Source organism: Mycobacterium sp. 94-17, from assembly GCF_035617725.1.
Taxonomy (GTDB): Bacteria; Actinomycetota; Actinomycetes; order Mycobacteriales; family Mycobacteriaceae; genus Mycobacterium.
Genome location: NZ_JAPIYN010000010.1, coordinates 92,132 through 116,650, shown reverse-complemented (window position 1 = coordinate 116,650; position 24,519 = coordinate 92,132). Strand labels below are relative to the sequence as shown.

Sequence of the window (24,519 nt, the reverse complement as noted above, 5' to 3'; positions counted from 1 at the left end):
TCAATCCCACGTCAGGCCGCCGCGACGCCACACATACGCGTAGGCCACGAACACCGTCAGCATGAAAATCACCATTTCGGCCAGCGCGAACGTGCCCAGCGCGTCGTAGCTGACCGCCCACGGATACAGGAACACGATTTCGATGTCGAAGACGATGAACAGCATCGCGGTGAGGTAGTACTTCACCGGAAAGCGCTGGCCGGCCGTCGCATGCGGCCCGCTCACCGATGTCTCGGTGGGTTCGATTCCGCACTCGTAGGCCGACATCTTCGACTTGTTGAACCGCGATGGGCCGGCCAGGCTCGCGATCGCCACCGAGCCCACGGCAAAGGCCGCGGCGATGGCGCCTAGCACCAGGATGGGTATGTAGACGTTCAACTCGCTCCATGATCCGTCGTACGAGCCGCCTGTAGCGGCCAGGCGGTAACCGGGCTGCTGTGACGAAGTGAGTGCCACCCCAGTCACAGTGATTTACAACATAGCGTCGCGGCGCCCGGCGCGCTTGCCCGGGGTGGAGGTTTTGCATCGATTGCCGGTGAATCCGACGCTCGCCACGCAACGCGATCCGCGGTATCTGTCGCGGGAGGAGCGCCAGCAAAGGCGCCGCCGCGGCGATCACTGCGGCGGGTACTGATCAACGACGTCGCCAGGACGGATGGCCCGTCTTCAGCAAAGGCGCGACGCGGATCGAATCAGCTAACCGGGGCTCGGAGCAGGCTGAGCACGGTGCGGCCCAACAGGATGGGGTCGATGGGGTGCGGCACCGCACCCTCGGCGCGCGACCAGGAGGCCAACCAGGCATCGTCGGGCCGGCCGGTCAGCACGACCAGGGGCGGGCAGGTCTCGAGCTCGTCTTTGAGCTGCTTTGCGATTCCCATGCCGCCGGTCGGGGCGGCCTCGCCGTCCAGGATGGCCAAGTCGATGCCGCCCTTGTCCATCGTCGACACCACCATGGGGCCTGTCGCCACCTCGACGTAGCTGAGCTCCGGCAGATCGGGATGCAGCTGCCTGCCCAGCGCCCGCATCACCCGTTCGCGGGTCTGCACGTTGCTGCTGTAGACGAGGATCCGCAGGGCGACGCTGGATTGCGGGGTGGAGTCGGACACGGTGCAGATGCTACTGGTGTCGCACCCGGTTCAGCGGGGTGCCCGCGGAAAACGTCACCGCGACACCCGCACGAAGATGGTGCTCGCCGCGACCGTTGCCGTCGAGCTCACCATGCCGAGCCGGTTCCAGCCCAGGTCGAACCGGGCCCGGTCGAGCTTGGTTTCGGCGGCGATTCGGATCGAGCCGTCGTCGAGCTCGCAGATCTCGACGGGCAGGGTCACCTCCGCGGTGACGCCCTTGATGGTGAAGCCGGTCCGAAGGTCGGCGGCCCTGCCCTTTGTCGGGTGCACCGCGGTGACGACGACGCTGATTTCTTGGAAGCGGTCGACGTCGAAGAAGTCGGCGGAGCGCAGGTGCTTGTCGCGACGGCCGATGCCGGTGTCCAGCGAGGCGGCCCGGATGTCCACGCGGCCGAAAACCGCTCCCTTGCTGGTCAGTTGGCCGTCGCCGGTGAAGTCCGTGAAGCGGCCCCTGACGTTCAGCGCGCCCCACATGTTCCGGACCTTGAAAGTGATGGAAGAGCGGTCCGGGTCCAGGTTCCACACGCCCGGCATGTCGGGATCGTGAAGCAGCGTCTCCAAAGTCGTCATTGTCACCCCCAATGTGTCGTGGCGAATGTAGCGCTAGTTCATCAGCGGCGCGATCCCGGCGGGATCGAAGTATTCGTCGATCCGCTCGATCAGACCGTCGCCGCCCACCCTGATCACGATGCATACGCGCAGCGAGATCGATTGTCCGGCAGGGCCGGTGGCGTGCAGGATGTGCTGCTGGACGAAGCCCCGGACCGACCCGTCGTCGAAGACCTGCCGGTCGATGATCTCGTAGCGACGCTGCGTGGTCGCGCCGATGAACCAATCGATGACCCGCATCGCGCGGGCCTTGTCGTCATCGCGGCGCGAGCCGGCGCGCCACACCACGATGTCGTCGCTCCACATCGCGCCTATCGCGGCGACATCGCTTCGCTCGATCGCGCTGAACAAGTGGTTGGCCGCATCGATGACCGTCTCGGTGCTGGAAGCGGGCATGTTTGGCTCCTGTCTGATCGGCGGGGCTATTCGCTGTCGTATCCGGGGTGGGCGACGGCCAATCGGCGTCGAACCAGGATGCGCAGGCAGGCGGTGACCTGGTCTGCCTGGTTGTCCAAGGCGCCGGCCCGGATCGCGGCGGCCAGCTGCTCCTCATCGGCGAAGCCCAGGTCGCCAAGCGCCGCGCGGTATTGGGTCTCGCTGTCGTCGAGCAGTTCGCGCTCGACGATGCGCAGCGCGTTGGCCGCGACCCGGGTGTGAAAATTCACCTGCCCCTCCGTCGCGCCACGCACGTCGTTTTCCAGGAATTCGGCGACCGCGGCCACGAGTTCGACGGCCAGCGGGCGACCGTATCCGTCGTTCCTGGCCGCAGCCCCGGTCCGCTTCTCCTCGTCGTCAGCGTGTGGCCCGGAGGCGGCGCCGGTGCGCCGCGCCTCGTCGCCGGGTGCCTCGAGCAACTCGAGCAGGTCGAGCAGATCCCATTCGGTTTCGCAGACGCGACGCCCGATGGTGGCCAACTCGACCGAACGGCGGTGCCCGCTCAGATGCCGCTCCGCCTGGAAGCGGCAGATGACACCCCAGCGCAACGTCGCCAGCACCAGCCACCAGTGCAACGCCGCCCGGTCGACCGGGGCCGCGCCGGCCTGCTCGTAGGCCCGCAGAAAGTCCTCGATGCTGCCCAGCCCGCCGGCGCCGAGGCTCACCGGGGCGCCGAATCTCCAGGCCCGGATGCAGAACCACGCCAGGTCTTCGTACGCCTGCCCGACGTGCACAAGTTCCCAGTCCAGTACCGCGGCCAGGTTCGATCCGTCGACGATGAGGTTGCCCATCCGAAAGTCGCCGTGTACCAACACCGCCGGCGACAGCCGGGGCCGCTGGACGGCCAGCCTGCGAAACGCCCATTCGAAGGTTGCGGTGGTGTCGCCCATGTCGTCGAGGCGTTGACGCCATTCGGCGAGTTGGTCCTCGTGCGTGAGGTCCGCGATATCGGTGTCGGCGCGGTGAATGGCGGCCACCGCCTGCGCGCACTGCTGCAGCAGCCGTGTGCGGGCGGCCTGCCCGCCGGCCGCGTCGAGCTGGCGCTGGATGCGCCGCACGATGGTCTCGCCCTTGATCTCGTCACAGATCAGGAACGGATTGCCCAATGCGGCAGGCGAATTATCGGCGAGCAGCACGTGCGGGACCGGCGCGCCGGCCGCCGCCGCGGCCGTCTGCGTCCTGGCCTCCAGTTCCATGCCCGCATGCACATCGTCGGGCGGGCCGGTGCGCAGGATCAGCGCGCGACGGTGCGCGTCGGTGACGGCCTCGAACGCCCACGTGGTCCTGCTGGCGCCACCCGTCAGCACGCGCAGGTTGTCGACCGATGTCCCGTCGCCGAGAACCGGCGCCAGCACCACTGTGAGTGCCCTGGCAAGTTTGGCGGCCAGCTCCGCGGAGTTGACGCTCACTTCTTGCCGAAGTTGAACAGGCGCTGCGCCACCCGGCGAATCTGGATCTCCTCGGCGCCCTCGGTGATCCGGTAGCGGCGGTGATGACGGTAGATGTGCTCGAACTGCTCGTGGCGGCTGTAGCCGAGGCCGCCGTGGACCTGCATGGCGCGGTCGGCGGCGTCACAAACCAGGCGATTGGCGCGGTAGTTCGCCATCGACACCTTGTCGGAGACCTCCATGTGGTGGTCGCGGTCCAGATGCCAGGCGGCGTAATGCACCAGCAGCCGCACCATCTGCGCCTCGGTCTGCAACTCGGCCAGCGGCCACTGCACGGCCTGGTTGACCGACAGGGGCTTGCCGAACACGTTTCGGCCCGCGGCGTATTCGGCGGCGCGGTCGATGCAGTATTGCGCCGCACCCAGGCTGCTCGCCGCTTGCCGAATCCGGTTCTCGTGCAGGAACGTTTGCGCGACCTCCAGGCCGCGATCCACCTCGCCGAGCACCGCGTCCCCGGGAATGCGGACATCGGTCAGTTCGACTTCACCGTGGTCGGTGGGCATGTTGAAGGTCCACCAGTAGTAGGGGACGTTGAAGCCCGGCGAATCGGTCGGCACCAGGAACGCGGTGATGCCCCGGGCGGATCCCGGTTCGCCGGAGGTGCGCGCGAAGACCAGGTCGTGGGTCGCGCGGTGCACGCCGGTGTTGAACCGCTTGGCGCCGTTGATCACCCAGCCATCGCCGTCGCGTTCGGCGTGCGTCTCCAGCCAGGTGGCATCCGACCCGTGTTGCGGCTCGGTCAGGCCGAACGCCATCGACCGCTCCCCGGTGATCAACGCCTCCGACCACGCCTTGCGTTGCTCGTCGGTGCCGAACCGCTCCATCATGATCACCTGTGGGAAGTTCCCGACGATCGACGATTCGTTCTGCAGGTCGTTGTGCAGGCCAAGGCCCTTGTGCGCCAGGTGTTCCCGGATGACCGCCATGTCGACATTGCTGCCGTCGCGGCCCCCCAGCGAGGCGGGCAGCCCGTAGCGCAGCCAGCCGGCCTTGTCGGCACGCCTGCGCATCTCGACGAGCAGATCCTCCCACTCGCGCGTCGGGATCCCGTCGTTGTCCCAGTCGGTGCGCGCATGCTCACGACGCTTGTCGAAGTACTGTATGTTCTCGCGTTCCAGCGGCTTGATCTCGGCCTCGATGAATTCGTCCATCTCGGCCAGCAGGCCCGGAAGATGTTCGGGCAGAGTGAAATCCACGTTGATTACTCCTTATTGGTCAGGCGCCGTACAAAGTCTTCTTCCAGATCCGGGACAGCAGTGCGATCGCGTCCTCATCGGTGATCGTCACGCCCAGGCCCTTGTGGGGATCGGACCTGCCGACGAATACGGTGGTGAAGTTCTCGAACAGCAGCGCGATGGCCGCCGCGGTGTGCTCCGGGACGAGCTCCGATGCGTGTCCCTGCTCTTGGGCCCGCCGCACCGAGGCGGCCACAATGTCCATGCCGAGCCGCCGAAACTCGTTCTGCACGTCGGCGAAGCGTGGCTGGGTGGCCGCGAGCTGGGCCACGGCGATCATGATGCCGATGTTCTGCTTGAACATGTTCCAGTAGCCGGTGACCACCGAGGTGAAGAAGGCGTCGTCGTCGGGGGAGTCCGGCAGCAGCACGCTCAGCCCGGACGGTTCGACCACCTCGTGCAGGAACGATTCCGCGAGGGCCGCCAGCAGGTCTTCCTTGTCGGTGAAATAGCGATAGAACACCGCAGGTGACTTGCCCGCGGCCGAGGTGATATCGGCCAGGGTGGTGCCGTGAAAGCCCCTCTCGGCGAACAGCTTCCGGGCCGCCTGCTCGATGGCCTGACGGGTCTGCCGACCCTTGGCGCTCACCAGTTCCGCGGGCATCAGCTGCGGATCCGGTCTCCCGCGCGCAGCAGAGCGCTCGGCAGGTCATGGCCGACGGCTTCCTTCGCGACCCGGGCCGCGGCGATGGCGGCCTGCAAATCGACGTCGACCTGGTAGCCGCTGTCGGCCAGCAGGTACACCAGGTCCTCGGTGGCGATGTTGCCGGTGGCGCCCGGCGCGAACGGGCAACCGCCCAGGCCTCCCACCGACGCGTCCAGCCGGGTCACGCCGGCGGCGACGGCCGCGTAGGCGCTGGCCAGGCCGGAGCCGCGGGTGTTGTGGAAGTGTCCCCCCAGTGGCAGGTCGCCGACGATCGGCAGTAGTTGCGAGACAAGCGATTTCACCCGACCCGGGGTGGTGGTGCCGATGGTGTCGGCGATCGAGAACCGGTCCACGCCGCGATCGCGGGCGGCCGCGGCTATGTCGAGCACCCGCTGCGGGGGAGTGGGGCCCTCGAACGGGGAGTCCCAGGCGGTGGCGACGATGACTTCGACGCTGACGTCATTGCCGTGGGCGATGGCGACGATCTCACCGATCTGGGTGGTGGCCTCGGCGCTGGTGCGCCCGACGTTCTTCATGCTGAACGTGTCGTCGGCGGCGACCACGTACTCGATCGACCGCAGGCCGGCGGCGATCGCGCGTTTGGTGCCGTTCGGGCTGGCAACCAGTGCGGAGAATTCGATGCCGGGGAAGTTGTGCAACTCGGCGGCCACCTTGGCCGCGTCGGCCATGGATGGCACCTTGGTGGGGGAGACGAAGGCGGTGGCCTCGACTTCGCGCACCCCGGTTTTCGCGATGGCGGACAGCAGTTCCAGCTTGACCGACAACGGGATTGGTTTCTCGATCTGCAGGCCGTCGCGCAGCGCGACCTCGCGGATGGCTATCCGAGTCATACGATCTCCTCGGCGCGCAGCTCCTCGAGCTCCCCGGCTGTCTTGCCCAGCAGCCCGGTGTAGACGTCGTCGTTGTGCTGGCCGGGACGGGCCGGGCCGGCGTAGCGGACTCGGCCGGGGGATTCGGACAGCAGCGGGACGATGCCGGGCCCCAGCACGTCGCGTCCGATCCGCTCGTCGCGGTGCGCCACCAGCATGCCGCGGGCCTGCAGCTGCGGGTCGTTGACCACCTCGGCGACGGTGTTGATCGGGCCCGCGATAACGCCCGCGGCGGAGAGGGTTTCGATGATGTCGCCGGGCCGGCGCTCCGCGGCCCAGGCGCCGATGATCTCGTCCAGCTCGTCCTGGTTGCGGCCGCGGGCGCGGTGGGTGGCGAACTTCTCGTCAGTGGCGAGCTCGGGGCGGTCCATCGCCTTGCACAGCCGGGCGAACACCGTGTCCTGATTGGCCGCGATCACCACCCAGGAACCGTCGGCGCTGCGGTAGATGTTGGACGGCGCGATGCCCTCGAGCCGGGTGCCGGACGGGCCGCGCACCACGCCGCCGACGTCGTAGTCGGGAATGGTGGATTCCTGCACGGCCAAACAGGATTCGGTGAGCGCGACGTCGACGACCTGGCCCTGGCCGGTGACACTGCGGCGATAGAGTGCGGCCAGCGCGCCCTGCGCGCCGAACATGCCGGCCAGGGTGTCGCCGAGCGAGAGCGCAAGGCGCGGCGGCGGGCCGCCGGGAAAACCGTTGAGGTGCCGTAGCCCGCTGGCCGCCTCGGCCACCGAGGCGTAGCCGGCCTTGTGCGCGTCGGGTCCGGTCTGACCGTAGCCCGACACCCGGACCAGGATGATGCCCGGATTGCGTTCGGAGAGCACGTCGTAGCCCAGGTTCCACTTCTCCAGCGTGCCCGGACGGAAGTTCTCCACCACCATGTCGCATTTCTCGACGAGTTCGAGGAACAGTTGGCGGCCGCGGGGTTTGCGCAAGTCCAGGGTGATCGCCCGCTTGTTGCGGGCGTGCACGGTCCAGAAGACGTGGTGCCCGTCGACCTCGGCCTGGCCCCAGGTGCGCAGCGGGTCCGGGGCGCCGGGCGGCTCGATCTTGATGACGTCGGCGCCCATGTCGCCCAGCAGCCGGCCGACCATGGGACCGGCGATCAGGGTGCCCAGCTCGAGCACCCTGACGCCGTCCAGCGCGCCGGATCCTGTGCGGCGCTCCTCCTCATCGCGTCGCTCTGCATCGTCGCCGCCGGGTTCTGTGCGGCGCTCCTCCTCATCGCGTCGCTCTGCATCGTCGCCGCCGGTCATTCAGCCCCCGCGAATCCGTGCCGGCCCAGCCAATCGGTGACGATGCTTACCGCTTCGCGCAGCTTGTCGCGCTGGTCGGGACCGGCGTAATAGTGTGTGGCGCCGTGGATTTCGTGCATCTCCTTGTCGGGGTGCCCGATCGCCTCGAAGAGCCGCCGGGTGTGGCTGGGTGTGCATGCGTCGTCGCCCAGGTTACCGATGACCAGGGCGGGGACCGCAAGGTCCTTACCGCACGCCACGCCGTCGCCCCGGGCCTCGTCGTAGCTCCACTGCGACAGCCACCCGCGCAGCGTGGAGTAGCGGGCCAGCCCGACCGGGCTCATGTTCACCACCTGCGGGTCGCCGAGGTAGCAGGTTCCCGGCTTGCGCTCGTTGGGATCGACGGTCGGGTCCAGCCAGCGCGGGTCGGCCATGGTGCCGTGCACCACGAAGCAGAACTCGTCGTCGGGGCGGCCCGCCGCTTTCAGCTCGTCCAGTTTCTGGTGCACCCATGCGGTGATGCGCCGGTTGCGGTCGATCTGGGCCTGCCGGTAGCGGGCCAGGAACTCCTTGGTGTAGGGCGGCTGGTTGGGGTTGTCGGGGTTGTAGAGGTCGAGCTCGGGATCGCGCTCGGTGGGGTCGGATTCGTCGAGGATGGACGCGTCCAGCCATTCGGTGAGTGTGCCGTGCCGGCTGATGTGCGCGGCCAGCAGCATGATGCCGTCGGCGGCGCACAGGTCGAGCTTGGTCAGGTCGGGGCCGTCGCCGGTGGGGCTCGACGTAATGGTCGGGTGCTGCGCCTGCTGTTGGTAGAACATCGACAGCGAGCCGCCCCCGCTCCACCCGGCCAGCACCACCTTCCGGTAGCCGAGGCGGTTCTTGGCGTCCTTGATGCACTCGCCGAGGTCCTCGACGACCTTCTCCATCAGCAGCGAAGAGTCGGTACCGCGAAACCGGCTGTTGCAGTAGATGACATGGTGGCCGGCGCGGGCCAGCGCGTTGATCATCGGCAGGTAAGCGCCCCCGCCGATCGGATGCATGAACACCAGCACGGTGTCGCTGGGCCGGTCTTTCGGCTTGAGCAGATAGCTTTCCAGCACGGTGATCTCGGCCAGGCCGCCGTAGACGTCGCGGACGCCTGAATTGTTGGCGAAGGCAACCAGATACGGGATGCGCTCGTAGTCGTACTTAACCGGGGCCTGCGTCATGTCAGTGTTGTCCTAGGTCGTTGGCCAGTATCTCGGGCGAGGGAGTGAGCCGGCGGCGGGTGTCGATCGCGATCACCTGCCAGTCGACCCGTGTGTAGTCGTCGAACTTGCGGCGCGCCCGTTCCCGCGCCTTCTCCGGAGCGCCGTGGTGCACCCCTTGCGGCGCATGGGAAATGAGTCCGGGCGGCATCGGGATGCCGTAGAGCGAACCGCCGTGGAAGAAGGCGATCTCGTCGTAGTCGACGTTGCGGTGATACCAGGGCGTGCGTTCGGTGCCGTGCACACCTTCGGCGGGCTTGGGCAAGAAGTTCATCACGTAGACGCCGGTGGCCTGCATGAACAGATGCACGGTCGGGGGCAGGTGCACGCTGTCGGAGGTGACGACGTTGTAGTCGGCGATGTTGAAGGTGAACGCGAAGTTGTCGCCGCGCCAGCCCTCGACGTCGAGCGGATTATGTTGATAGTAAAGGGTTGTCGGTCCCCCCTCATGGATCAGGCGTACTCGGTACTCCTCGCGCCCGTTGTCGTCGATCGGCGCCGGGTCCGGGATGACGGCCTGCGAGGGATCGAAGGGGAAATGCCGGCCCAGCGTACCGGGCGGGGGGGCCCGGAACTCGTCGGTGGCCTCGATCATCAGCAAAGTCGTTTCGCCATCCGGGATTTGGCGCCAGGTGCAGGCCTTCGGGATGTACACCCAGTCGCCGGGCCGGTAGTTCAGTGGCCCGAATTCGGTCTCGAACAAGCCCGAGCCGTTGTGCACGAAGCACAACAGGTCGCCGTCGACGTGGCGGGCGTAGAACGGCATCTCCTCGCTGCGGCGGCTCAGCAGCACCCGGCAGTCTGCGTTGCTGAACATCAGCAGCGGTCCGCCGTCGGGTTCGGCGGCGTCGCTGGGTTTGAGCTGGTCGGCCAGCACGTCGACCGGGCGCAGCGGGCCGACCGCGCGGTAGGCGGTGGGGTCGTTGCGGCGATACATGTTGGCGGTGCGCCCGGTGAACCCGCCACGGCCGAGTTCGTCGTCCTTGAGGCCGTCAAGATCGGCATGAAGCCGGCGCGGCGTCTTGCCTTTGCGCAGGTGGATGAATGATTCCATGAGCCGCTCCGGGAGGTTGTCGAACCAAAACTGAAAGTGACGTTACTTTTGTTTTCGGTGGAAGGCAAGGGCCGCCCGGCGCGGGGAGGAGCCCGTCGTTGAAGTCTTGCGCTCAGAGTGCATTGCGCGACGCGTCAGCGTCGCGTCGCCAGATTCGCAGTCGACGGAACGGCTAGCGCACCCGCAGCACGACTTTGCCCTTGGCGCTACGGTTTTCCAGCGAAGCCACCGCGGCCGCGGCCTCCTCCAACGGAAAGACCTCGGGATCCGGGGGCGCCAACTTACCTGATGCGAACAAATCCTGGAGGGCGGCCCACTGGCTCTCGAGCGTGCCGGGGTGCCGGCCCGCCCAGGCCCCCCAACCCACGCCCACGACGTCGATGTTGTTGAGCAGCAACCGGTTTACCTTCACTGTCGGGATCTCCCCGCCGGTGAATCCGATGACCAGCAGCCGGCCCGCCGGAGCCAGCGACCGCAGCGAATCGGTGAACCGGTCACCGCCCACCGGGTCCACCACGATGTCGACGCCGCGCCCGCCGGTGAGTTCCTGGACCGCGTCCTTGAAGCCGTCGGCCAGCACAACGTCGGTCGCGCCCGCCGCCGACGCGATCTCGCCCTTCGCCTCGGTGCTGACCACCGCGATCATCCGGGACGCGCCCAGCGCCGGCGCCAGCCGCAGCGCCGACGTCCCGATGCCGCCGGCCGCACCATGCACCAGCACCGTCTCGCCCTGGGCCAGCCGGCCGCGGACGGCCAGCGCGAAGTGCATGGTCAGGTCGTTGAACAGCACTCCCGCGCCGGCCTCGAAGCCGACGTTGTCGGGCAGCTTGAACACCCGGTCGGGGGCCAGCACCGCAACCTCGGCCATGGCCCCGGTCAGCATGGTCAGGCCCAGCACCCGGTCGCCGGCCTTGACGTGGGCGCCGTCCGGCGCCGAGCGCACCACCCCGGCGATTTCGGCGCCGAGCACGAACGGCGGGTCCGGCCGGTACTGGTAGAGGCCACGGGTCAGCAGCGCGTCGGGGAAGGCCACCCCGGCCGCGTGCACGTCGACAACCACACCGTCGCCGGTGGGTTCGTCGACGTCCGCGATCTCGATCGCGTCCGGACCGTCCAGTCGAGTCACCCGTGCTGCGCGCATGCCGATCACCCTACTTCCGGGCGAGGACCGGCCCGCAGCCCCTAGCACGACGAGGCCATCTACGGTGTCGTTATGGATCCCTTCCCGCTCGGCCCCTGCTCGGTGTCTCGCGTCGGTTTCGGCGCGATGCAACTTCCAGGTCCCGGCGTCATGGGGCCGCCCACGGATCGCGACGGGGCGCTGGCGGTGCTACGCCGGGCGGTGGAGCTCGGCGTCAACCACATCGACACCGCCCAGTTCTACGGACCCGACGTGGCCAACGAACTCATCCGGGATGCGCTGCACCCCTACCCGGACAACCTGGCCCTGGTCAGCAAGGTGGGCGGACGCCGCGACGACGCCGGCGCGTGGCTGCCGCTGTCGGAACCCGCGGACCTGCGCCGCGATCTGGAAGCCAACCTGCGCACCCTCGGTGTCGACCGGCTCGCGGCGGTCAACCTGCGGCTGTTCGAAAGCCAGGGGCCGGACCCGCTTTTCGACGACCAGCTCGCGGTCCTGATCGCCGCCCGCGACGAAGGGCTGATCGGCGGCATCGGGCTCAGCGAAATCACCCTCGAACATCTGGTGCACGCGCTGGACTCAACCGAAATCGTGTGTGTGCAGAATGCTTTCAACATCGTGCATCGGGCGTCGAAGCCGGTGCTGGACGAATGCACTGCCCGCGGAATCGCTTTCGTGCCGTTCTTCCCGCTCGGCGCGGCGTTCACCGGCGCCAACAACCCGGTGCTCAACAACGAGGTGGTGCGCAGCGCCGCAGAGCGACTGGGGTATACCCCGGCCCAGATCGCGCTGGCGTGGACCCTGAACGTGGCGCCGAATGTGCTGCTCATCCCGGGCACCTCGTCGGTGCGGCACCTGGAGGAGAACCTGGCCGTCGCGTCAGTCGTCCTGGACGACGAAGCGTGCGACCGGCTGAACGTGATCGCCACTTGAGCTTTCGCCGAACGTGCACTGAGGGCGGAAAAATCGCGAAAAACCCACCACCAGTGCACATTCGGCGACGCGCGCGATCGACGGCTACTTGAGCTCGGCCGACGACAAGCCCAGCAGCCGGCGTGCGACCACCAACTGCTGAATCTGTTGCGTGCCTTCGAAGATGTCCAAAATCTTCGAGTCACGCGACCATTTCTCCAGCAGTGACTGCTCGGAATAGCCTGCGGTGCCCGCCAATTCGACGGCCTTGAGCGTGACGTCAGTGGCCATCCGGCCGGCCTTGGCCTTGCTCATCGACGCTTCTTTGGAGTTGGGGATCTTGTTATCGGCCTGCCACGCCGCCCGCAGAGACAGCAGATAGGCCGCCTCCCAATCGGCTTCCATCCGCAGGAACTCCGACGCCGCCGCGCTCTGGGCGTGCGAGGGCTTGTCGTAGGAGATCTCGACGCCGGCCTCGGTGAGGATCTTGCGGATCTCCTCCAACGCGGCGCGGGCGACACCGACGGCCATGGCGGCGACGATGGGCCGGGTGTTGTCGAAGGTCTCCATCACCCCGGAAAAGCCCTTGCCGACCTCGATTTCGGGATTGCCGAGGAGGTTTTCCTTCGGAATGCGGGCGTAGTCGAACCGGATGACCGCGGTGTCGGAACCCTTGATGCCGAGCTTGTGCTCGAGCCGTTCGACCGTGACGCCGGGGTGCTCGCGCGGCACGACGAACGACTTGATCGCCGCGCGGCCCTGCGACTTGTCGAGCGTCGCCCACACCACGATGTGGGTGGCGCGGGAGCCGGCGGTCACGAAGATCTTCTCGCCGTTGATCACATACTCGTCGCCGTCCAGGGTGGCGGTCGTCGACACCGCCGCCGAGTCCGATCCGAAGCCCGGTTCGGTGATGGCCATTGCCGCCCACACCTTGCCCAGGCGCTGCAGCTGCTCCTCGTTGGCGACGGCGGAGATGGCCGCGTTGCCCAAGCCCTGATAGGGGACCGACAGCATCATCGCGAGGTCGCCCCAGCTGGCTTCCAGCGTCTGCAGCAGCGCGGCCATGTTGGCGCCGTTGTGGTTCTTGTCCCGCTCCTGGTCCTCACCGCCCAGCGCGTTCGCTCCCGCGAATTCGATTGACTCCGAGGCGCCTTCGAAGAGGCTGAACAGAGTGTCGAGTTCGACCGGGTACGCGTGCTCCTTGAGGTCGTACTTGCGGGCGATCGGACGCATCAATTCGGCGGCGCCCTGGTGCGTCTTCGTCGTCACAGCCTGCATCTTGCGGGGAAGCTCCAGATTGATTGCCATGATTGAACTTTCAGCTCGAGTTGGATAACGACTCAGATAACGACTCAGATAACGACAACGCCCTCGGCGACGCCGATGGCCCGCAGGTCGCGGTACCAGCGCTCGACCGGGTGCTCTTTGGTGTAGCCGTGGCCGCCGAGCAGCTGAACGCCGTCCAGACCGATCTGCATGCCCTTGTCGGCGCCGAGCCGCTTGGCCAGCGCCGCCTCTCGGACGAACGGCAAGCCTTGTTCGGCACGCGCAGCGCCGCGCCAGGTGATCAGCCGCAGCCCGTCCAGTTCGATCGCGATGTTGGCGCACATGAAGGCCACCGCCTGCCGGTGGGCGATCGGCTCACCGAAGGCCCCGCGTTCCTTCACGTACGGGACAACGTAGTCGAGCACCGCGTGCGAGGTCCCGACGGCCAGCGCGGCCCAGCCCAGCCGGGCCAGCGCGATCGCCTCGGAGTAGTCCTGGTCCGTCGCCGCATCCTCGCCGAGCCGGGCGTGCGGCGGCACCGTCACCCCGGAGAGTTCCAGGTGGCCCAGGGCCGCGGCGCGGATTCCCATACTCGGATCCGCTTTCACGGCAAGACCTTTCGCCGAGGACTCGACGATGAACAGGGCCGGCTTGCCGTCCAGCTGCGCGCCGACGATGAAGAGCTCGGCGCCGGCGGCGGCCGGGACCAAAGACTTCACCCCCTCCAGCCGGTATCCGCTGGGGGTGCGCACGGCGGTGGTCTTCAGCCGGGTGGGATCGAAGAGTGGTTGCGGCTCGGCGATCGCCACGCATGCCTGTGGCACGTTCTCACCGGCGAACTCGGGCAGATAGGTGGCCTGCTGGTCGGCGCTGCCCCAATGGGTCAGCGCGGCGGCTACGCCGCCCGGGGCCAGCAGCGGCAGCGCCAGACCCATGTCGCCGTAGGCCAGCGCCTCAGCGACCAGCACGTTGGTCACGCTGGAGCGGTGTGCGGCGATGCCGTCGAAGTCCTCGGGGATGTTGATCGCGGTGATGCCGAGTTCGGCGGCCCTGGTGACCAGGTCGCGCGGGTAAGTCGCCGCTTCGTCGGCGTCGTGCGCGGCGGGCCGCAGGACTTCCTCGGCGAACTCCTCGAGGGTCTCGACGATCATTTTCTGCTCGTCGTCGGGCGTCAGGTCGAAGTAGTCCTTACCGCTCGACTTGAGCCGGGTGGGGCCGCCGCGCAGGTTCTGGATGCGCTTGAACTCGCGGGAAGAGTTGGCGGCGGTGGAGAAGACCGTCTTGGTGCCGTAGCGCAGCGCACGGTTGAGCGGGTCACGCAGGTGGTATTTGTCCAGGAACTCCTGCCCGACGAGTGGGGTGAGCAGCGCGATGGCGATGTCGATGCCGGTGCGTTTGTGCGATTGCAGGCCGACGGCGGAGTCGTGGCCGCGCTTCTTGGCGCGGGTGGATTTCTGTTGAGAACCGGAACCGGTCATGGTGAGCAAGCCTCAGGTCGTTGGGCAACGCGGATGGAGCCTATCTTACTCCGGAGTAAGATCAGAGAGAACACTTGTTAACTAATTCACAGGCGGCGGGGCCGCGAGGCTGTCGAGCACTTGTTGCTGCAGCAGGCCATTGGTCGCCACGGCGCTGCCGCGGTGGGGTCCCGCAGTGCCGTCCAATGCCGTCAGCGTTCCGCCCGCTTCGCGCACCAGGATGTCGAGCGCCGCGAGGTCCCATACCGACACCTCCGGTTCGGCGGCGATGTCGACCGCCCCTTCGGCGAGCAGACAATAGGAGAAAAAGTCGCCGAAGGCGCGCACCCGCCACACCGCGTCGGTCAGCGCGATAAACCGGTCCCGCACACCGAGATGCGCCCATCCCGACAGGCTGGAGAACGATAGGCTGGCCGAACTCAATTGCGCCACTGAGGAAACCGAAAGCCGGCGCGCGGACGCGCCGTTGGCCTCGACGAACGCGCCCTCGCCCTGCGCGGCCCACCACCGGCGCCGCAATGCCGGGGCGCTGACGACGCCGACGACCGGCACACCGTCGTGCAATAGCGCGATCAGTGTGGCCCACACCGGCACCCCGCGGACGAAGTTCTTGGTGCCGTCGATCGGGTCGATGATCCACTGACGTCCGGTGTAGGTCGTGGCGCCGCCGAGCTCTTCGCCGACGATGCTGTCGTCCGGCCGCTCGCGCCCGAGCACCTCACGCAGCTCGGTTTCCACCGCGCAATCGGCGTCGGTCACCGGCGTCAGGTCGGGTTTGGTGTCCACGCGCAGGTCCAGCGCACCGAATCGGGCAGCGGTCAACGCGTCTGCGCGGTCGGCCAATGCCAGTGCCAGCGCCAGATCGCCGGTGCGACTCATGACGCAGTCTTATCACGGCCCTACCATGGCCTCGTGTGGGAATTCGGATTGCTGCTTCTGCTGGTGGCGATATTGGGCGTGTTTCTCGTCCAGCGGTTCGTCCCGCGTGGCCCGCGCGGTGAGCTGCTCAACGGCACGTTGCTGGTGACCGGGATTAGCCCGCGTCCCGACGCCGCCGGCGAGCAGTTCGTCACCATCGCCGGCGTGATCAACGGGCCCACCGTCAACGAGCACGCCGTGTATCAGCGCATGGCCGTGGACGTGAATCAATGGCCGAGCATCGGCCAGCTGTTCCCGGTGGTCTATTCGCCGAAGAATCCGGACAATTGGCGATTCGCTCCCGCCGTGCCGCCTGCGCCACCCGAACCGCCGCAGCCGCCGCCGGTCGGCTGAGCGTGCGTCACCCGCGATGGTTCAGGTTGTCGACCATGCCCTGCAGCATTTCCGGATGCCGCAGGAACGGGGTGATGATGTCGACCGGCAGCGGGAAGACGACGGTCGAGTTCTGGTCCGCGCCCAACTCCAGCAGCGTCTGTAGGTAGCGCAACTGCAGCGACGCCGGGCTCTTGGAAAGGGTCTCGGCGGCCTCGCGCAGCTCCTCGGACGCCTGTAGCTCTCCCCGGGCATTGATCACCTTCGCGCGGCGTTCGCGCTCGGCTTCGGCCTCGCGGGCCATCGCCCGCTGCATCGACTCGGGGATTTCGACGTCCTTGATCTCCACGACGCGCACTTGCACGCCCCAGGGCTCGGTCTGCTTCTCGATGATGGTGCGCAGATCGCTGTTGAGGTCCTCCCGGTGTGCCAGCAGCGTGTCCAGGTCCGCCCGGCCCAGCAGCGAACGCAGCGTCGTCTGAGCGATCTGCGACGTCGCCACCGCGTAGTTCTCCACCGCCAGAATGGCTTTCAGCGGTTGCATCACCTGGAACATCACGACGGCGTTGACCCGCGCCGGCACGTTGTCCCGGGTGATCACCTCCTGGGGCGGAATGGTCAGCGTCACCAGGCGCTGGTCGACCCGAATCATCTTGTCCAGCAGCGGGATCAAAACTCGCAATCCCGGGCCGTACAGCGGGCGTATGTGTCCCATCCGGAACACCACTCCGCGTTCGTACTCGCGCAGCACGGTCAGCGACCACGCCGCGAGCACGGCGAGCACGACGATGCCGGCGGCGATCAAGCCGACCACGAGGGCAGTCATGTTGTGTTGTCCTCCTTGCTCTTCCAGCCACCCCAACGCGTGGAGTAGCGGTCGATGGCTGCGGCCACCTGATCCTCGATGCCGGTGCGGTGTGGTAGGTGTTCGGGCGCGTTGGACGGAGTGTTCCACAGGTGACGGACCAGAGGCAGCCCCAGCAGCGCGACGACCAACACGGTAGCCGTCAGGACCAGTGCGTCGGCGGCCGAGTGGTCGGCGACCAGCGTCGCCAGTGACAGCACGATCCCCAGTCCGGCCACGCAGCAGGCGATTCCGCGGTGAAACCGTCCGGCATCCGAATGTGGCCAAGGATCGACCTCGCGGCTTATCTCACGGCCGTGCTCGGACGTGGTGCAGCCGGATTTGACGGGACAGCTGTTGCAGACCATCGGCAGCGCGCGGTAGCGCATGACCCGCTGCTTGGGGTCGAAGGAGGTCGGCCACAGCCAATGATCTTGCGGGCAGACCCACGCGTCATGGTCGGGCCGGTAGGTGAATCGGCCGGTGCGCCAGCGTGCTGCGTGGGCCGAAGCCCGCCGGGCCATCGCGTCGAAACTCCAGCCGACGGCCAGCAGGGCCAGAGAGTATCCGGCGATCATCCACACCGAGGTGCTCGGCGCAGTCACCGGTCAATCCTTCGCCGGCGCCGCGGCACCGGTCCCGGGCGGCGCTTGGGTATACAGCGGGTTTTCCGGCAGTTCGTCGGTGGTGGTACCCGACCGGAAGTTGCGCAGCGCGGTCCAGGCGATCCAGACGAAGGGCAGGACACCGCCGCCGATCAAGATGATGTCGCCGGGCAGCCGGAGCCACTCCAGGACGGCGTTGCCGGGCTTGGTGATATAGCCCAGCGACCGCGCCTCGAAGTAGCCGTCGTTGACCGAGTGGTAGAGCTGCAGCACGCCCAGCGGCAGCAGGGTGGCGAACACCATCCAGGCGAGCCCGATGTTCATGCACCAGAACGAGATTCGCGCCAGCTTCTCGGGCCATTTGTCGGGCGGGATCACATAGCGGAAGGCGAACATGGCCAGGCCGACCGCGAGCATGCCGTATACGCCCATCATCGCGGCGTGCGCGTGGTTGGCCGTCAGGGCGGTGCCGATCTGGTAGTAGGACACCACGGGGAGGTTGATCAGGAATCCAAAGATGCCCGCCCCCAGGAAGTTCCAGAATCCCACCGCGACCAGGAACATGACCGCCCAGCGGTGCGGGAACGGGTTGGCGTCGCCGGACTGCTGGCGCGCACCGAGCTGCAGGAAGGCCCACGCTTCGACGGTCAGGAAGGTCAGCGGAATGACTTCGGCGGCCGAGAAGAATGCGCCCAACGCCATGTGCTCCACCGGTGTTCCGGAGAAGTACAGGTGGTGCATGGTGCCGATGACACCGCCGGCCGAATACAGGATGACGTCGAGGAAGATCACCCCGAGCGCGATTCGCTCGCGCACCACGCCGAGCAGCACGAACATGTAGGCCACCATGACGGTGGTGAACAACTCGAGGAAGTCCTCGACCCACAGGTGCACGACCCAGAACCGCCAGAAGTCGGCGACGGTGTAGTGGGCGTCGCTGCCGGCCAGCAGGCCGACGGTGTAGAAGCCCGGGATGGCCAGCCCGGAGAAGAAGAACAGCCAGGGCATGTTCATCTTCGACTCTCCTTTGAGCCTGCCGCGGATGCCCCGCCAGATGATGGCGATCCAGAGGAACATGCCGACGATCAGCAGGATCTGCCACAGGCGCGGCAGGTCGAGGTACTCCCACTGCTGGGAGAACAGCCCGCCCGCCGGGATCACGCCGTAGATAGACAGCGCCTCGCAGATCAACGACCCGAACACCACCACAGCGACTGCGCCCAGGAGCACATAAGCAAGCAGTGCCTGACGTTTGGGCTCGCGGCGCGCGATGAACGGCACCAGGAAGATGCCACCGGCCAGGAAGGCCGCCGCCGTCCAGAACAGTGACAGCTGCAGATGCCAGGTGCGGGCCAGGTTGTAGGGCAGCACGCGGGCCAGGTCCAGACCGAAGAAGTTCGACAGGTCGGCCCGGTAGTGTTCGGCCGCGGCCCCGAGCAGCGTCTGGGCCAGGAACAGCACCGACACGATGGCGAAGAACCAGATGCAGGCGCGTTGCGCCGGTGTCAGGCTTACCTCGCCGGGCTGCCGGAAGGACAGGGTGGACGACTCGGCGCTGTGCCAGCCGACCTTCTGGCTCCAGCGGCCGTAGACCGCGAACATGATGCCGATACCGCCCAGCAGTGCGATCAGCGACAGCGCCGACCAGACGATCACCGCAGCGGTGGGGCCGTTGTCGACGCGCGGCTCGGCCGGCCAGTTGTTGGTGTAGGAGTACTTGTGGCCCGGACGTTCGGCCGCCGCCGCCCAGGCCGTCCAGGCGAAGAACGCCGTGAGGTCACGGATCTGCGCCCGGTCGGTGATCATGTGCGGTAGGAGGCCGTACTTCGTCGAGTTCTCGCCGAAGTAGGCGGCGTACTGGCTCTGGATGTGATCAAACGCGGCGGCTTGGCGATCGGTGAACACCAACGTTTTGGTGGACGGGTCGTAGCGGTTGGCGCGGAACTCGGTGACGACGCGGTCGCGCGGATCGGTGATGCCCTGCGCGCGGAACTGGCCGGCGACATCCTGCGTGGCGGTCCGCAGATACTCGGCGGTGTAGTCGGGTCCCAGGTAGGCGCCGTGGCCGAGCACCGATCCGTATTCCATCAGGCCGCGAGCCTGGTAGAGCTCCTGGCCCCGGGTGATGTCCTGGCCGGTGAACAGGAGCCGGCCCGATTCGGCGACGACTTTGTCCGGCATCGGCATCGACGCCGTATAGGTGCGGTAGGCCAGGATCCCCATCACCAGGAAGCCGAAGATCATAACCAGGGCGACGCCCTGGATCCAGCCCTTTCCGACCAGGGGCTGTGACGATGATTGTGGCGCGGTTGTCTCGTGAACGGTCATGCGCGAGGTCTCCCGTCTCGGTGGTGGGTGGGCGATGCCCGCCGTCCCGCATGTCAAACGCAGTTGGTTTCGTCCGTACCCAATACTCGATCGCCGATGCCGCGATGGCAACAGTCGAATCGATCTTTCGAACCGGCAATAGGGTCCAATGGCACCTATCTGTGGACCAATGCCTCTGGGGGAGTGAGCTTTACGGGTCATAGCGTGGTACCAGAGCGGAAGGAAGTCGCGATGAGCAGTGTGTATCCAGCTCCCGCAATTCTGGTAGGCGTCGACGGATCCAGGGCGGCGATATGCGCGGCCGTCTGGGCGGTCGCCGAGGCCGTCGGCCGCGACATCCCGTTGCGGCTGGTGTATGTGATCGACCCGCGCGACGGGTCGGGCGCGCAGGCCGGTGACGCCCGGATCGCCAACGCCCGTGCCGCGCTGGCCGACGCTCGTCGGGCCGCCGAGGCCGCCGGCGAGACGGTCAAGATTGAAACCGAAATACTGTGGGGTAGAACAGTATCCAAGATACTGGAAGCATCGAGATCGGCGGTCATGATCTGCGTCGGGCGGATCGGCCTCAACCATGCCTGCCGCGGCGGACCGGCCGTTGCGGCCTCCTTGGTCCGCTTGGCGGCGTGTCCGGTCGCCGTCATTCAGCAGGCGACGGCCCGGCCGGCGAAAGTCGGCGATGTGGTGGCCCAGGTGGACAACGGCACGGTGCTGCGGCACGCGTTCGACGAAGCGCGGCTGCGCCGGACGACGCTGCGGGCGTTGCTGGTCGCACCGGACGCGGCCGCGTGCGAGACAAACCCGGGAAGGCCCTCAGCGCTAGGGCAATTGGACCGCCGGCTCGCGCGGTGGATGCGGTTGTATCCCGACGTGCACGCCGCGCCGACAGTGGTGACCGGGGGCGTGCAACGCTACCTGCGCGACCAGCACGATGCGGGACAGTTGCTGGTCACCGACGCCTACCGGGCCGAAGCTCTGTGCCGCGCGGGCCATTCCGTGCTCGCGATCCGTTGCGGCAACCTGTGACTCGGCGGACGAGCGCTGTGGATTGAAACATGATGCTCTGCAACAGCGTTCATCGACACCGCAAAGATTGCCGTGGTGTCAAGGGACTTAAGGCCCTGTTGGGGGACCCGGGGTCGGGGCAAGATGGTGATGCGCCAAGTTGCGGTTGTATCGAAGGGTTGCCGACCATGAGCCTGCGCACGGCTGCCGAGGCGAGCGCAGACCTGACCGACCGCGCCGATGTGGAGGCGTTACTGCGGCGTTTCTACGGGCGGGCGCTGGGCGACGAGGTCCTGGCCGAACCGTTCGCCGAGTTGCGGGCCACCGGCTTGGAGAACCACGTCCCGACGATGTGCGATTTCTGGGAGACCGTGCTGTTCCGCGCGGCGCTCTATCGCGGCAGTGCCTTGCAGGCGCACGTTGCCATCCACCGGCGCGCCCCGCTGTCTGAACGTGACTTCCGTCGCTGGCTCACCTTGTGGCACAACACCGTTGACGAGATGTACCGCGGACCGGCCGCCGATCGGGCGAAGGTTCAGGCAGGTCGGATCGCGTGGGCTATGCACCGGCGACTGACCGGCACCGACGCGCCCGAGCTCCTCGTCACGCCACCGGTTCGTGGCGGTCGGGCTCCGGACCGAAATGGAAATGGCGGCCGGTGACTTCGGTCGGCGTGATGCGCACATAGTGCGGTTTGAGCGTTGCGGTCCACGGCAGCAACTGCGCGCGCTCGGCGTGTTGAACATCCGCGTCGCTCTTGAGCAGTCGTGCGCGACCGCGCACGATCACGCTCCATCCCTCGATCAGGTTGTGGTCGTCGACCTCGAAGACCACCGCCTGATTCGCCACGGCCGAGAACAGTTTTGTGCCCTGCGCGGTGCGGAACAGCACGGTGCGGTCCTGCACGACGAAGTTGACGGGAAAGATCTCGGGCTCGCCGGCGAAGTTGGTGACGAGCCGGCCCAGCGAGACGCTGCCCAGCAGATTCCAGTTCTGCTTCTCCGAAAGCGGGGAGACGGGTTGGTTGCTGCCCATGCCCACAACGCTACGGAGGGTCGACGTCGTTGAGTAGAGCCCTTCGTACTCGCGGGCCGCAACTCAACCGTGGCTGATCCGCAGCAGCTTGTCCAAACTCGGCAGCTTGACGCGCGGGCGTCCGTGCGGCTCCCCGGCCGCCCGCTCGTGGGCGTCGATGAGGTCCCAGTGCGCCGAGGTGACCAGCTTGGGCTGACGCGATGCCAGCCAGTCGGCCACCCGGTCGGCGTGATCGTCGGGGAAGTCCGCGAGACCGTCGCCACCGGACAGGTCGGCGAGCAGCGTGTCCACGGTGTCCTGGGAGTCCTTCTTGTTGGTGCCGATCACCCCGGTCGGCCCCCGCTTGATCCACCCGACCACGTATTCGTTACGGCTGCGTTCGATCCGGCCGCCGGCGTTGGGGATCGTCGCGGTCTTCTCGTCGAACGGCAGCCCCGGGGTGGGGACGCCGCGATACCCGACCGAGCGCACCACCAGCTGGACGGGCAGCTCCTCGCGCTCGCCGGTGTCCACCGCGGACACCCACCCACTGTCGTCGATGACCAGCTCGTTGCGGCCCAGCACCATCGCCTCGACCCGCTCGCTTCCCTTGATCTCGATGGGGGAAGTCATGAAGCGCAACACGATGCGGCGGTGGCCGGGACGCGGGTCACGCTTGGCGTAGCCGCGCAGCACGTTGATGTTCTGCTTCGCCGTCTTGCCGGCCGCGGCCGCATCCTCGTCGCTGATGCCCTCCAGCTGGGCGGGGTCGACGATCACGTCGACGTTGTCCAGGTCTCCCAGCTCACGCAGCTCGAGGGTGGTGAACGCGGTCTGCAGCGGCCCGCGCCGGCCGATGACCACCACCTCGTCGACGCCGCACGGGCGCAGCGACTCCAGCGCGTGGTCGGCGATGTCGGTCTGGCCCAGCACGTCGGGGTCGGTGACCAGAATGCGGGCGACGTCGAGCGCGACGTTGCCGTTCCCGACGACCACCGCCCGGGCCCCCGAGAGGTCGGGCGTGGCCGCCTCGAAATTCGGGTGCGCGTTGTACCAGCCCACGAAATCGACGGCGGCGATGCTGCCCGGCAGGTTCTCGCCGGGGATGTTCAGGGAACGGTCGGACTGTGCCCCGACCGCATAGACGACGGCGTCATAGCGCTCGGCGAGCTCGGCGGCCTGCACGTGCTCGCCGACTGCGATGTTGCCGAAGAAGCGGAAGCGGGGATCCTGCGACGTCTTCTCGAATTGCTTGCTGATCGACTTGATCTTCGGGTGATCGGGCGCGACCCCCGAGCGCACCAACCCCCACGGGGTGGGCAGCATCTCCAGCATGTCGACGGCGACGTGGATGTCTTCGGCGCCGTCGGCCGCCTTCAGCAGGGAAGACGCGGCGAAAAAGCCCGACGGTCCGGAGCCAACGATTGCAACGTGGTAAGGGCGCATTCTCGACCTTCTATTCGTGCCCGAGTGCGCGCAGGGGGCTGGCGCGCAAAACGGGGCGCACATGATCGTGACTCGATGCTAAACGCATGACCGCTGGTCGTGAGCTGGACACTCGCTGCGGGCCGAGCCGGTTGGGAGCCCGGGTAACCTTGTCGGCTGTGGAGCCCGACCGTCAAGCCGATATCGCCGCCCTCGATGCCACCCTGACCACGGTGGAGCGGGTGCTCGATGTGGACGGTTTGCGTGCGCGCATCGAGAAGCTCGAACACGAGGCCTCCGATCCCCAGCTGTGGGATGACCAAGCCCGTGCCCAGCGGGTGACCAGCGAGTTGTCGCATGCCCAGGGCGAGCTGCGCCGGGTCGAGGAACTGCGCGGGCGGCTGGACGACCTGCCGGTGCTCTACGAGCTGGCGACCGAGGAGGGGGGAGATGACGCCGGCAGAATGGAGGCGCTGGCCGAGGCCGACACCGAACTGAAGGCGCTGCGCGCGGACATCGAAGCCACCGAGGTGCGCACCCTGCTGTCGGGTGAGTACGACGAGCGCGAGGCGCTGGTCACCATCCGCTCCGGCGCGGGCGGGGTGGACGCCGCCGACTGGGCCGAGATGCTGATGCGGATGTACATCCGCTGGGCCGAGCAGCACAAGTATCCCGTCGAGGTTTTCGACACCTCCTACGCCGAAGAGGCAGGCATCAAGAGCGCGACGTTCGCCGTGCACGCCCCGTTCGCTTACGGCACGCTGTCCGTGGAGCAGGGCACCCACCGGCTGGTGCGAATCAGCCCGTTTGACAATCAGAGCCGGCGTCAGACGTCGTTCGCCGAAGTCGAGGTGCTTCCGGTGGTCGAGACCACCGACCACATCGAAATACCGGAAGGCGATGTGCGCGTTGATGTTTACCGCTCCAGTGGCCCGGGAGGCCAGTCGGTGAACACCACTGACTCCGCGGTACGTTTAACCCACATACCAACGGGTATCGTCGTGACTTGCCAGAACGAAAAATCGCAACTGCAGAACAAGATCTCGGCGATGCGAGTGCTTCAGGCAAAGTTGTTGGAACGCAAGCGTTCCGAAGAGCGTGCCGAGCTGGACGCGTTAAAAGGTGAAGGTGGTAGTTCGTGGGGCAACCAGATGCGCTCCTACGTTCTGCACCCGTATCAGATGGTCAAGGATCTGCGAACCGAGTACGAGGTTGGCAATCCCGCGGCCGTCCTGGATGGAGACATCGACGGATTCCTGGAGGCGGGAATTCGTTGGCGCAACCGAAAAGATGACGACTAACACAAAACTTCTTGCGGGCA

Annotated in this window: 25 protein-coding genes; 5 read left to right on the top strand and 20 right to left on the bottom strand. The window is 67.2% G+C overall.

Annotated features, from left to right (window positions below; translation table 11 throughout):
- The 12 genes from OQ789_RS13875 to OQ789_RS13820 form a co-directional block, all read right to left on the bottom strand.
- Positions 1-378 carry an NADH-quinone oxidoreductase subunit A gene (locus tag OQ789_RS13875; protein WP_324686573.1) on the bottom strand — a complete coding sequence of 126 codons (378 nt, stop codon included), beginning with the start codon at positions 376-378 and terminating at the stop codon, positions 1-3.
- Between the two features lie 314 nt (positions 379-692).
- A complete protein-coding gene (locus tag OQ789_RS13870; protein ID WP_324686495.1) occupies positions 693-1,106 on the bottom strand; it encodes a hypothetical protein in 414 nt (137 codons plus the stop codon).
- A 54-nt stretch (positions 1,107-1,160) separates the two neighbouring features.
- Positions 1,161-1,697, bottom strand: a complete 537-nt coding sequence (locus tag OQ789_RS13865) for a YceI family protein (RefSeq protein WP_324686494.1) — start codon at positions 1,695-1,697, stop codon at positions 1,161-1,163.
- Positions 1,698-1,730: 33 nt separating this feature from the next.
- A complete protein-coding gene (locus OQ789_RS13860) occupies positions 1,731-2,132 on the bottom strand; it encodes a nuclear transport factor 2 family protein (RefSeq protein ID WP_324686493.1) in 402 nt (133 codons plus the stop codon).
- 26 nt (positions 2,133-2,158) lie between these two features.
- On the bottom strand, positions 2,159-3,580 hold the full coding sequence (locus tag OQ789_RS13855; RefSeq protein WP_324686492.1) for a phosphotransferase family protein: 1,422 nt from the start codon (positions 3,578-3,580) through the stop codon (positions 2,159-2,161).
- Positions 3,577-4,815 carry an acyl-CoA dehydrogenase family protein gene (locus tag OQ789_RS13850; protein ID WP_324686491.1) on the bottom strand — a complete coding sequence of 413 codons (1,239 nt, stop codon included), beginning with the start codon at positions 4,813-4,815 and terminating at the stop codon, positions 3,577-3,579. Before OQ789_RS13850 ends, OQ789_RS13855 begins: the two co-directional genes overlap by 4 nt.
- 19 nt (positions 4,816-4,834) lie before the next feature.
- Positions 4,835-5,458 carry a TetR/AcrR family transcriptional regulator gene (locus OQ789_RS13845; protein WP_324686490.1) on the bottom strand — a complete coding sequence of 208 codons (624 nt, stop codon included), beginning with the start codon at positions 5,456-5,458 and terminating at the stop codon, positions 4,835-4,837.
- Positions 5,458-6,351, bottom strand: coding sequence for a hydroxymethylglutaryl-CoA lyase (locus tag OQ789_RS13840; RefSeq protein ID WP_324686489.1), 894 nt, complete (start codon positions 6,349-6,351; stop codon positions 5,458-5,460). Before OQ789_RS13840 ends, OQ789_RS13845 begins: the two co-directional genes overlap by 1 nt.
- Positions 6,348-7,649, bottom strand: coding sequence for a CoA transferase (locus OQ789_RS13835; protein ID WP_324686488.1), 1,302 nt, complete (start codon positions 7,647-7,649; stop codon positions 6,348-6,350). Before OQ789_RS13835 ends, OQ789_RS13840 begins: the two co-directional genes overlap by 4 nt.
- A complete protein-coding gene (locus tag OQ789_RS13830; RefSeq protein WP_324686487.1) occupies positions 7,646-8,836 on the bottom strand; it encodes an alpha/beta fold hydrolase in 1,191 nt (396 codons plus the stop codon). The genes OQ789_RS13835 and OQ789_RS13830 overlap by 4 nt, the downstream gene beginning before the upstream one ends.
- A gap of 1 nt (position 8,837) precedes the next feature.
- Entirely contained in the window at positions 8,838-9,929 is a 1,092-nt protein-coding gene (locus OQ789_RS13825) for a homogentisate 1,2-dioxygenase (protein ID WP_324686486.1), read from the bottom strand.
- A gap of 172 nt (positions 9,930-10,101) precedes the next feature.
- Positions 10,102-11,070: an NADPH:quinone oxidoreductase family protein gene (locus OQ789_RS13820; RefSeq protein WP_324686485.1), complete on the bottom strand. Its 969-nt coding sequence runs from the start codon at positions 11,068-11,070 to the stop codon at positions 10,102-10,104.
- 72 nt (positions 11,071-11,142) lie between these two features.
- Here OQ789_RS13820 and OQ789_RS13815 point away from each other — a divergent pair, with 72 nt between their 5' ends.
- On the top strand, positions 11,143-12,003 hold the full coding sequence (locus OQ789_RS13815) for an oxidoreductase (protein WP_324686484.1): 861 nt from the start codon (positions 11,143-11,145) through the stop codon (positions 12,001-12,003).
- 84 nt (positions 12,004-12,087) lie between these two features.
- On the opposite strand, the gene OQ789_RS13810 is transcribed toward OQ789_RS13815, so the two are convergent.
- From OQ789_RS13810 to hisN, 3 genes are all read right to left on the bottom strand, one after another.
- Positions 12,088-13,293, bottom strand: coding sequence for an acyl-CoA dehydrogenase family protein (locus OQ789_RS13810; protein ID WP_324686483.1), 1,206 nt, complete (start codon positions 13,291-13,293; stop codon positions 12,088-12,090).
- A 44-nt stretch (positions 13,294-13,337) separates the two neighbouring features.
- Positions 13,338-14,729 (bottom strand): acyl-CoA dehydrogenase family protein, encoded by a 1,392-nt coding sequence (locus tag OQ789_RS13805; protein WP_324686482.1) that lies wholly within the window; start codon positions 14,727-14,729, stop codon positions 13,338-13,340.
- Between the two features lie 81 nt (positions 14,730-14,810).
- The gene (gene hisN / locus OQ789_RS13800) at positions 14,811-15,608 is read right to left on the bottom strand and encodes a histidinol-phosphatase (RefSeq protein ID WP_324686481.1); all 798 of its coding nucleotides are present in this window, start codon (positions 15,606-15,608) and stop codon (positions 14,811-14,813) included.
- A 33-nt stretch (positions 15,609-15,641) separates the two neighbouring features.
- Between hisN and OQ789_RS13795 the strand changes: the two genes are divergently transcribed.
- Positions 15,642-16,001 (top strand): hypothetical protein, encoded by a 360-nt coding sequence (locus OQ789_RS13795; protein WP_324686480.1) that lies wholly within the window; start codon positions 15,642-15,644, stop codon positions 15,999-16,001.
- Between the two features lie 7 nt (positions 16,002-16,008).
- On the opposite strand, the gene OQ789_RS13790 is transcribed toward OQ789_RS13795, so the two are convergent.
- The 3 genes from OQ789_RS13790 to OQ789_RS13780 are packed head-to-tail and all read right to left on the bottom strand — an operon-like array spanning position 16,009 to position 19,757.
- Entirely contained in the window at positions 16,009-16,806 is a 798-nt protein-coding gene (locus OQ789_RS13790) for a slipin family protein (RefSeq protein ID WP_324686479.1), read from the bottom strand.
- Positions 16,803-17,429: a hypothetical protein gene (locus tag OQ789_RS13785; protein WP_324686478.1), complete on the bottom strand. Its 627-nt coding sequence runs from the start codon at positions 17,427-17,429 to the stop codon at positions 16,803-16,805. Before OQ789_RS13785 ends, OQ789_RS13790 begins: the two co-directional genes overlap by 4 nt.
- A 3-nt stretch (positions 17,430-17,432) precedes the next feature.
- A complete protein-coding gene (locus OQ789_RS13780; RefSeq protein ID WP_324686477.1) occupies positions 17,433-19,757 on the bottom strand; it encodes a nitric-oxide reductase large subunit in 2,325 nt (774 codons plus the stop codon).
- A gap of 231 nt (positions 19,758-19,988) precedes the next feature.
- Between OQ789_RS13780 and OQ789_RS13775 the strand changes: the two genes are divergently transcribed.
- Together OQ789_RS13775 and OQ789_RS13770 are read left to right on the top strand one after the other, a co-directional pair.
- Entirely contained in the window at positions 19,989-20,780 is a 792-nt protein-coding gene (locus OQ789_RS13775; protein WP_324686476.1) for a universal stress protein, read from the top strand.
- Between the two features lie 167 nt (positions 20,781-20,947).
- On the top strand, positions 20,948-21,421 hold the full coding sequence (locus OQ789_RS13770) for a group III truncated hemoglobin (RefSeq protein ID WP_324686572.1): 474 nt from the start codon (positions 20,948-20,950) through the stop codon (positions 21,419-21,421).
- Here OQ789_RS13770 and OQ789_RS13765 read toward each other — a convergent pair.
- Together OQ789_RS13765 and OQ789_RS13760 are read right to left on the bottom strand one after the other, a co-directional pair.
- Complete coding sequence (locus tag OQ789_RS13765) at positions 21,363-21,794, bottom strand: pyridoxamine 5'-phosphate oxidase family protein (protein WP_324686475.1); 432 nt, start codon at positions 21,792-21,794, stop codon at positions 21,363-21,365. The two genes, OQ789_RS13770 and OQ789_RS13765, sit on opposite strands and share 59 nt — an antisense overlap.
- A 63-nt stretch (positions 21,795-21,857) precedes the next feature.
- On the bottom strand, positions 21,858-23,219 hold the full coding sequence (locus OQ789_RS13760; RefSeq protein WP_324686474.1) for an FAD-dependent oxidoreductase: 1,362 nt from the start codon (positions 23,217-23,219) through the stop codon (positions 21,858-21,860).
- Positions 23,220-23,377: 158 nt separating this feature from the next.
- Between OQ789_RS13760 and prfB the strand changes: the two genes are divergently transcribed.
- Positions 23,378-24,499 carry a peptide chain release factor 2 gene (prfB, locus tag OQ789_RS13755; protein ID WP_324686473.1) on the top strand — a complete coding sequence of 374 codons (1,122 nt, stop codon included), beginning with the start codon at positions 23,378-23,380 and terminating at the stop codon, positions 24,497-24,499.
- Positions 24,500-24,519: the final 20 nt, after the last annotated feature.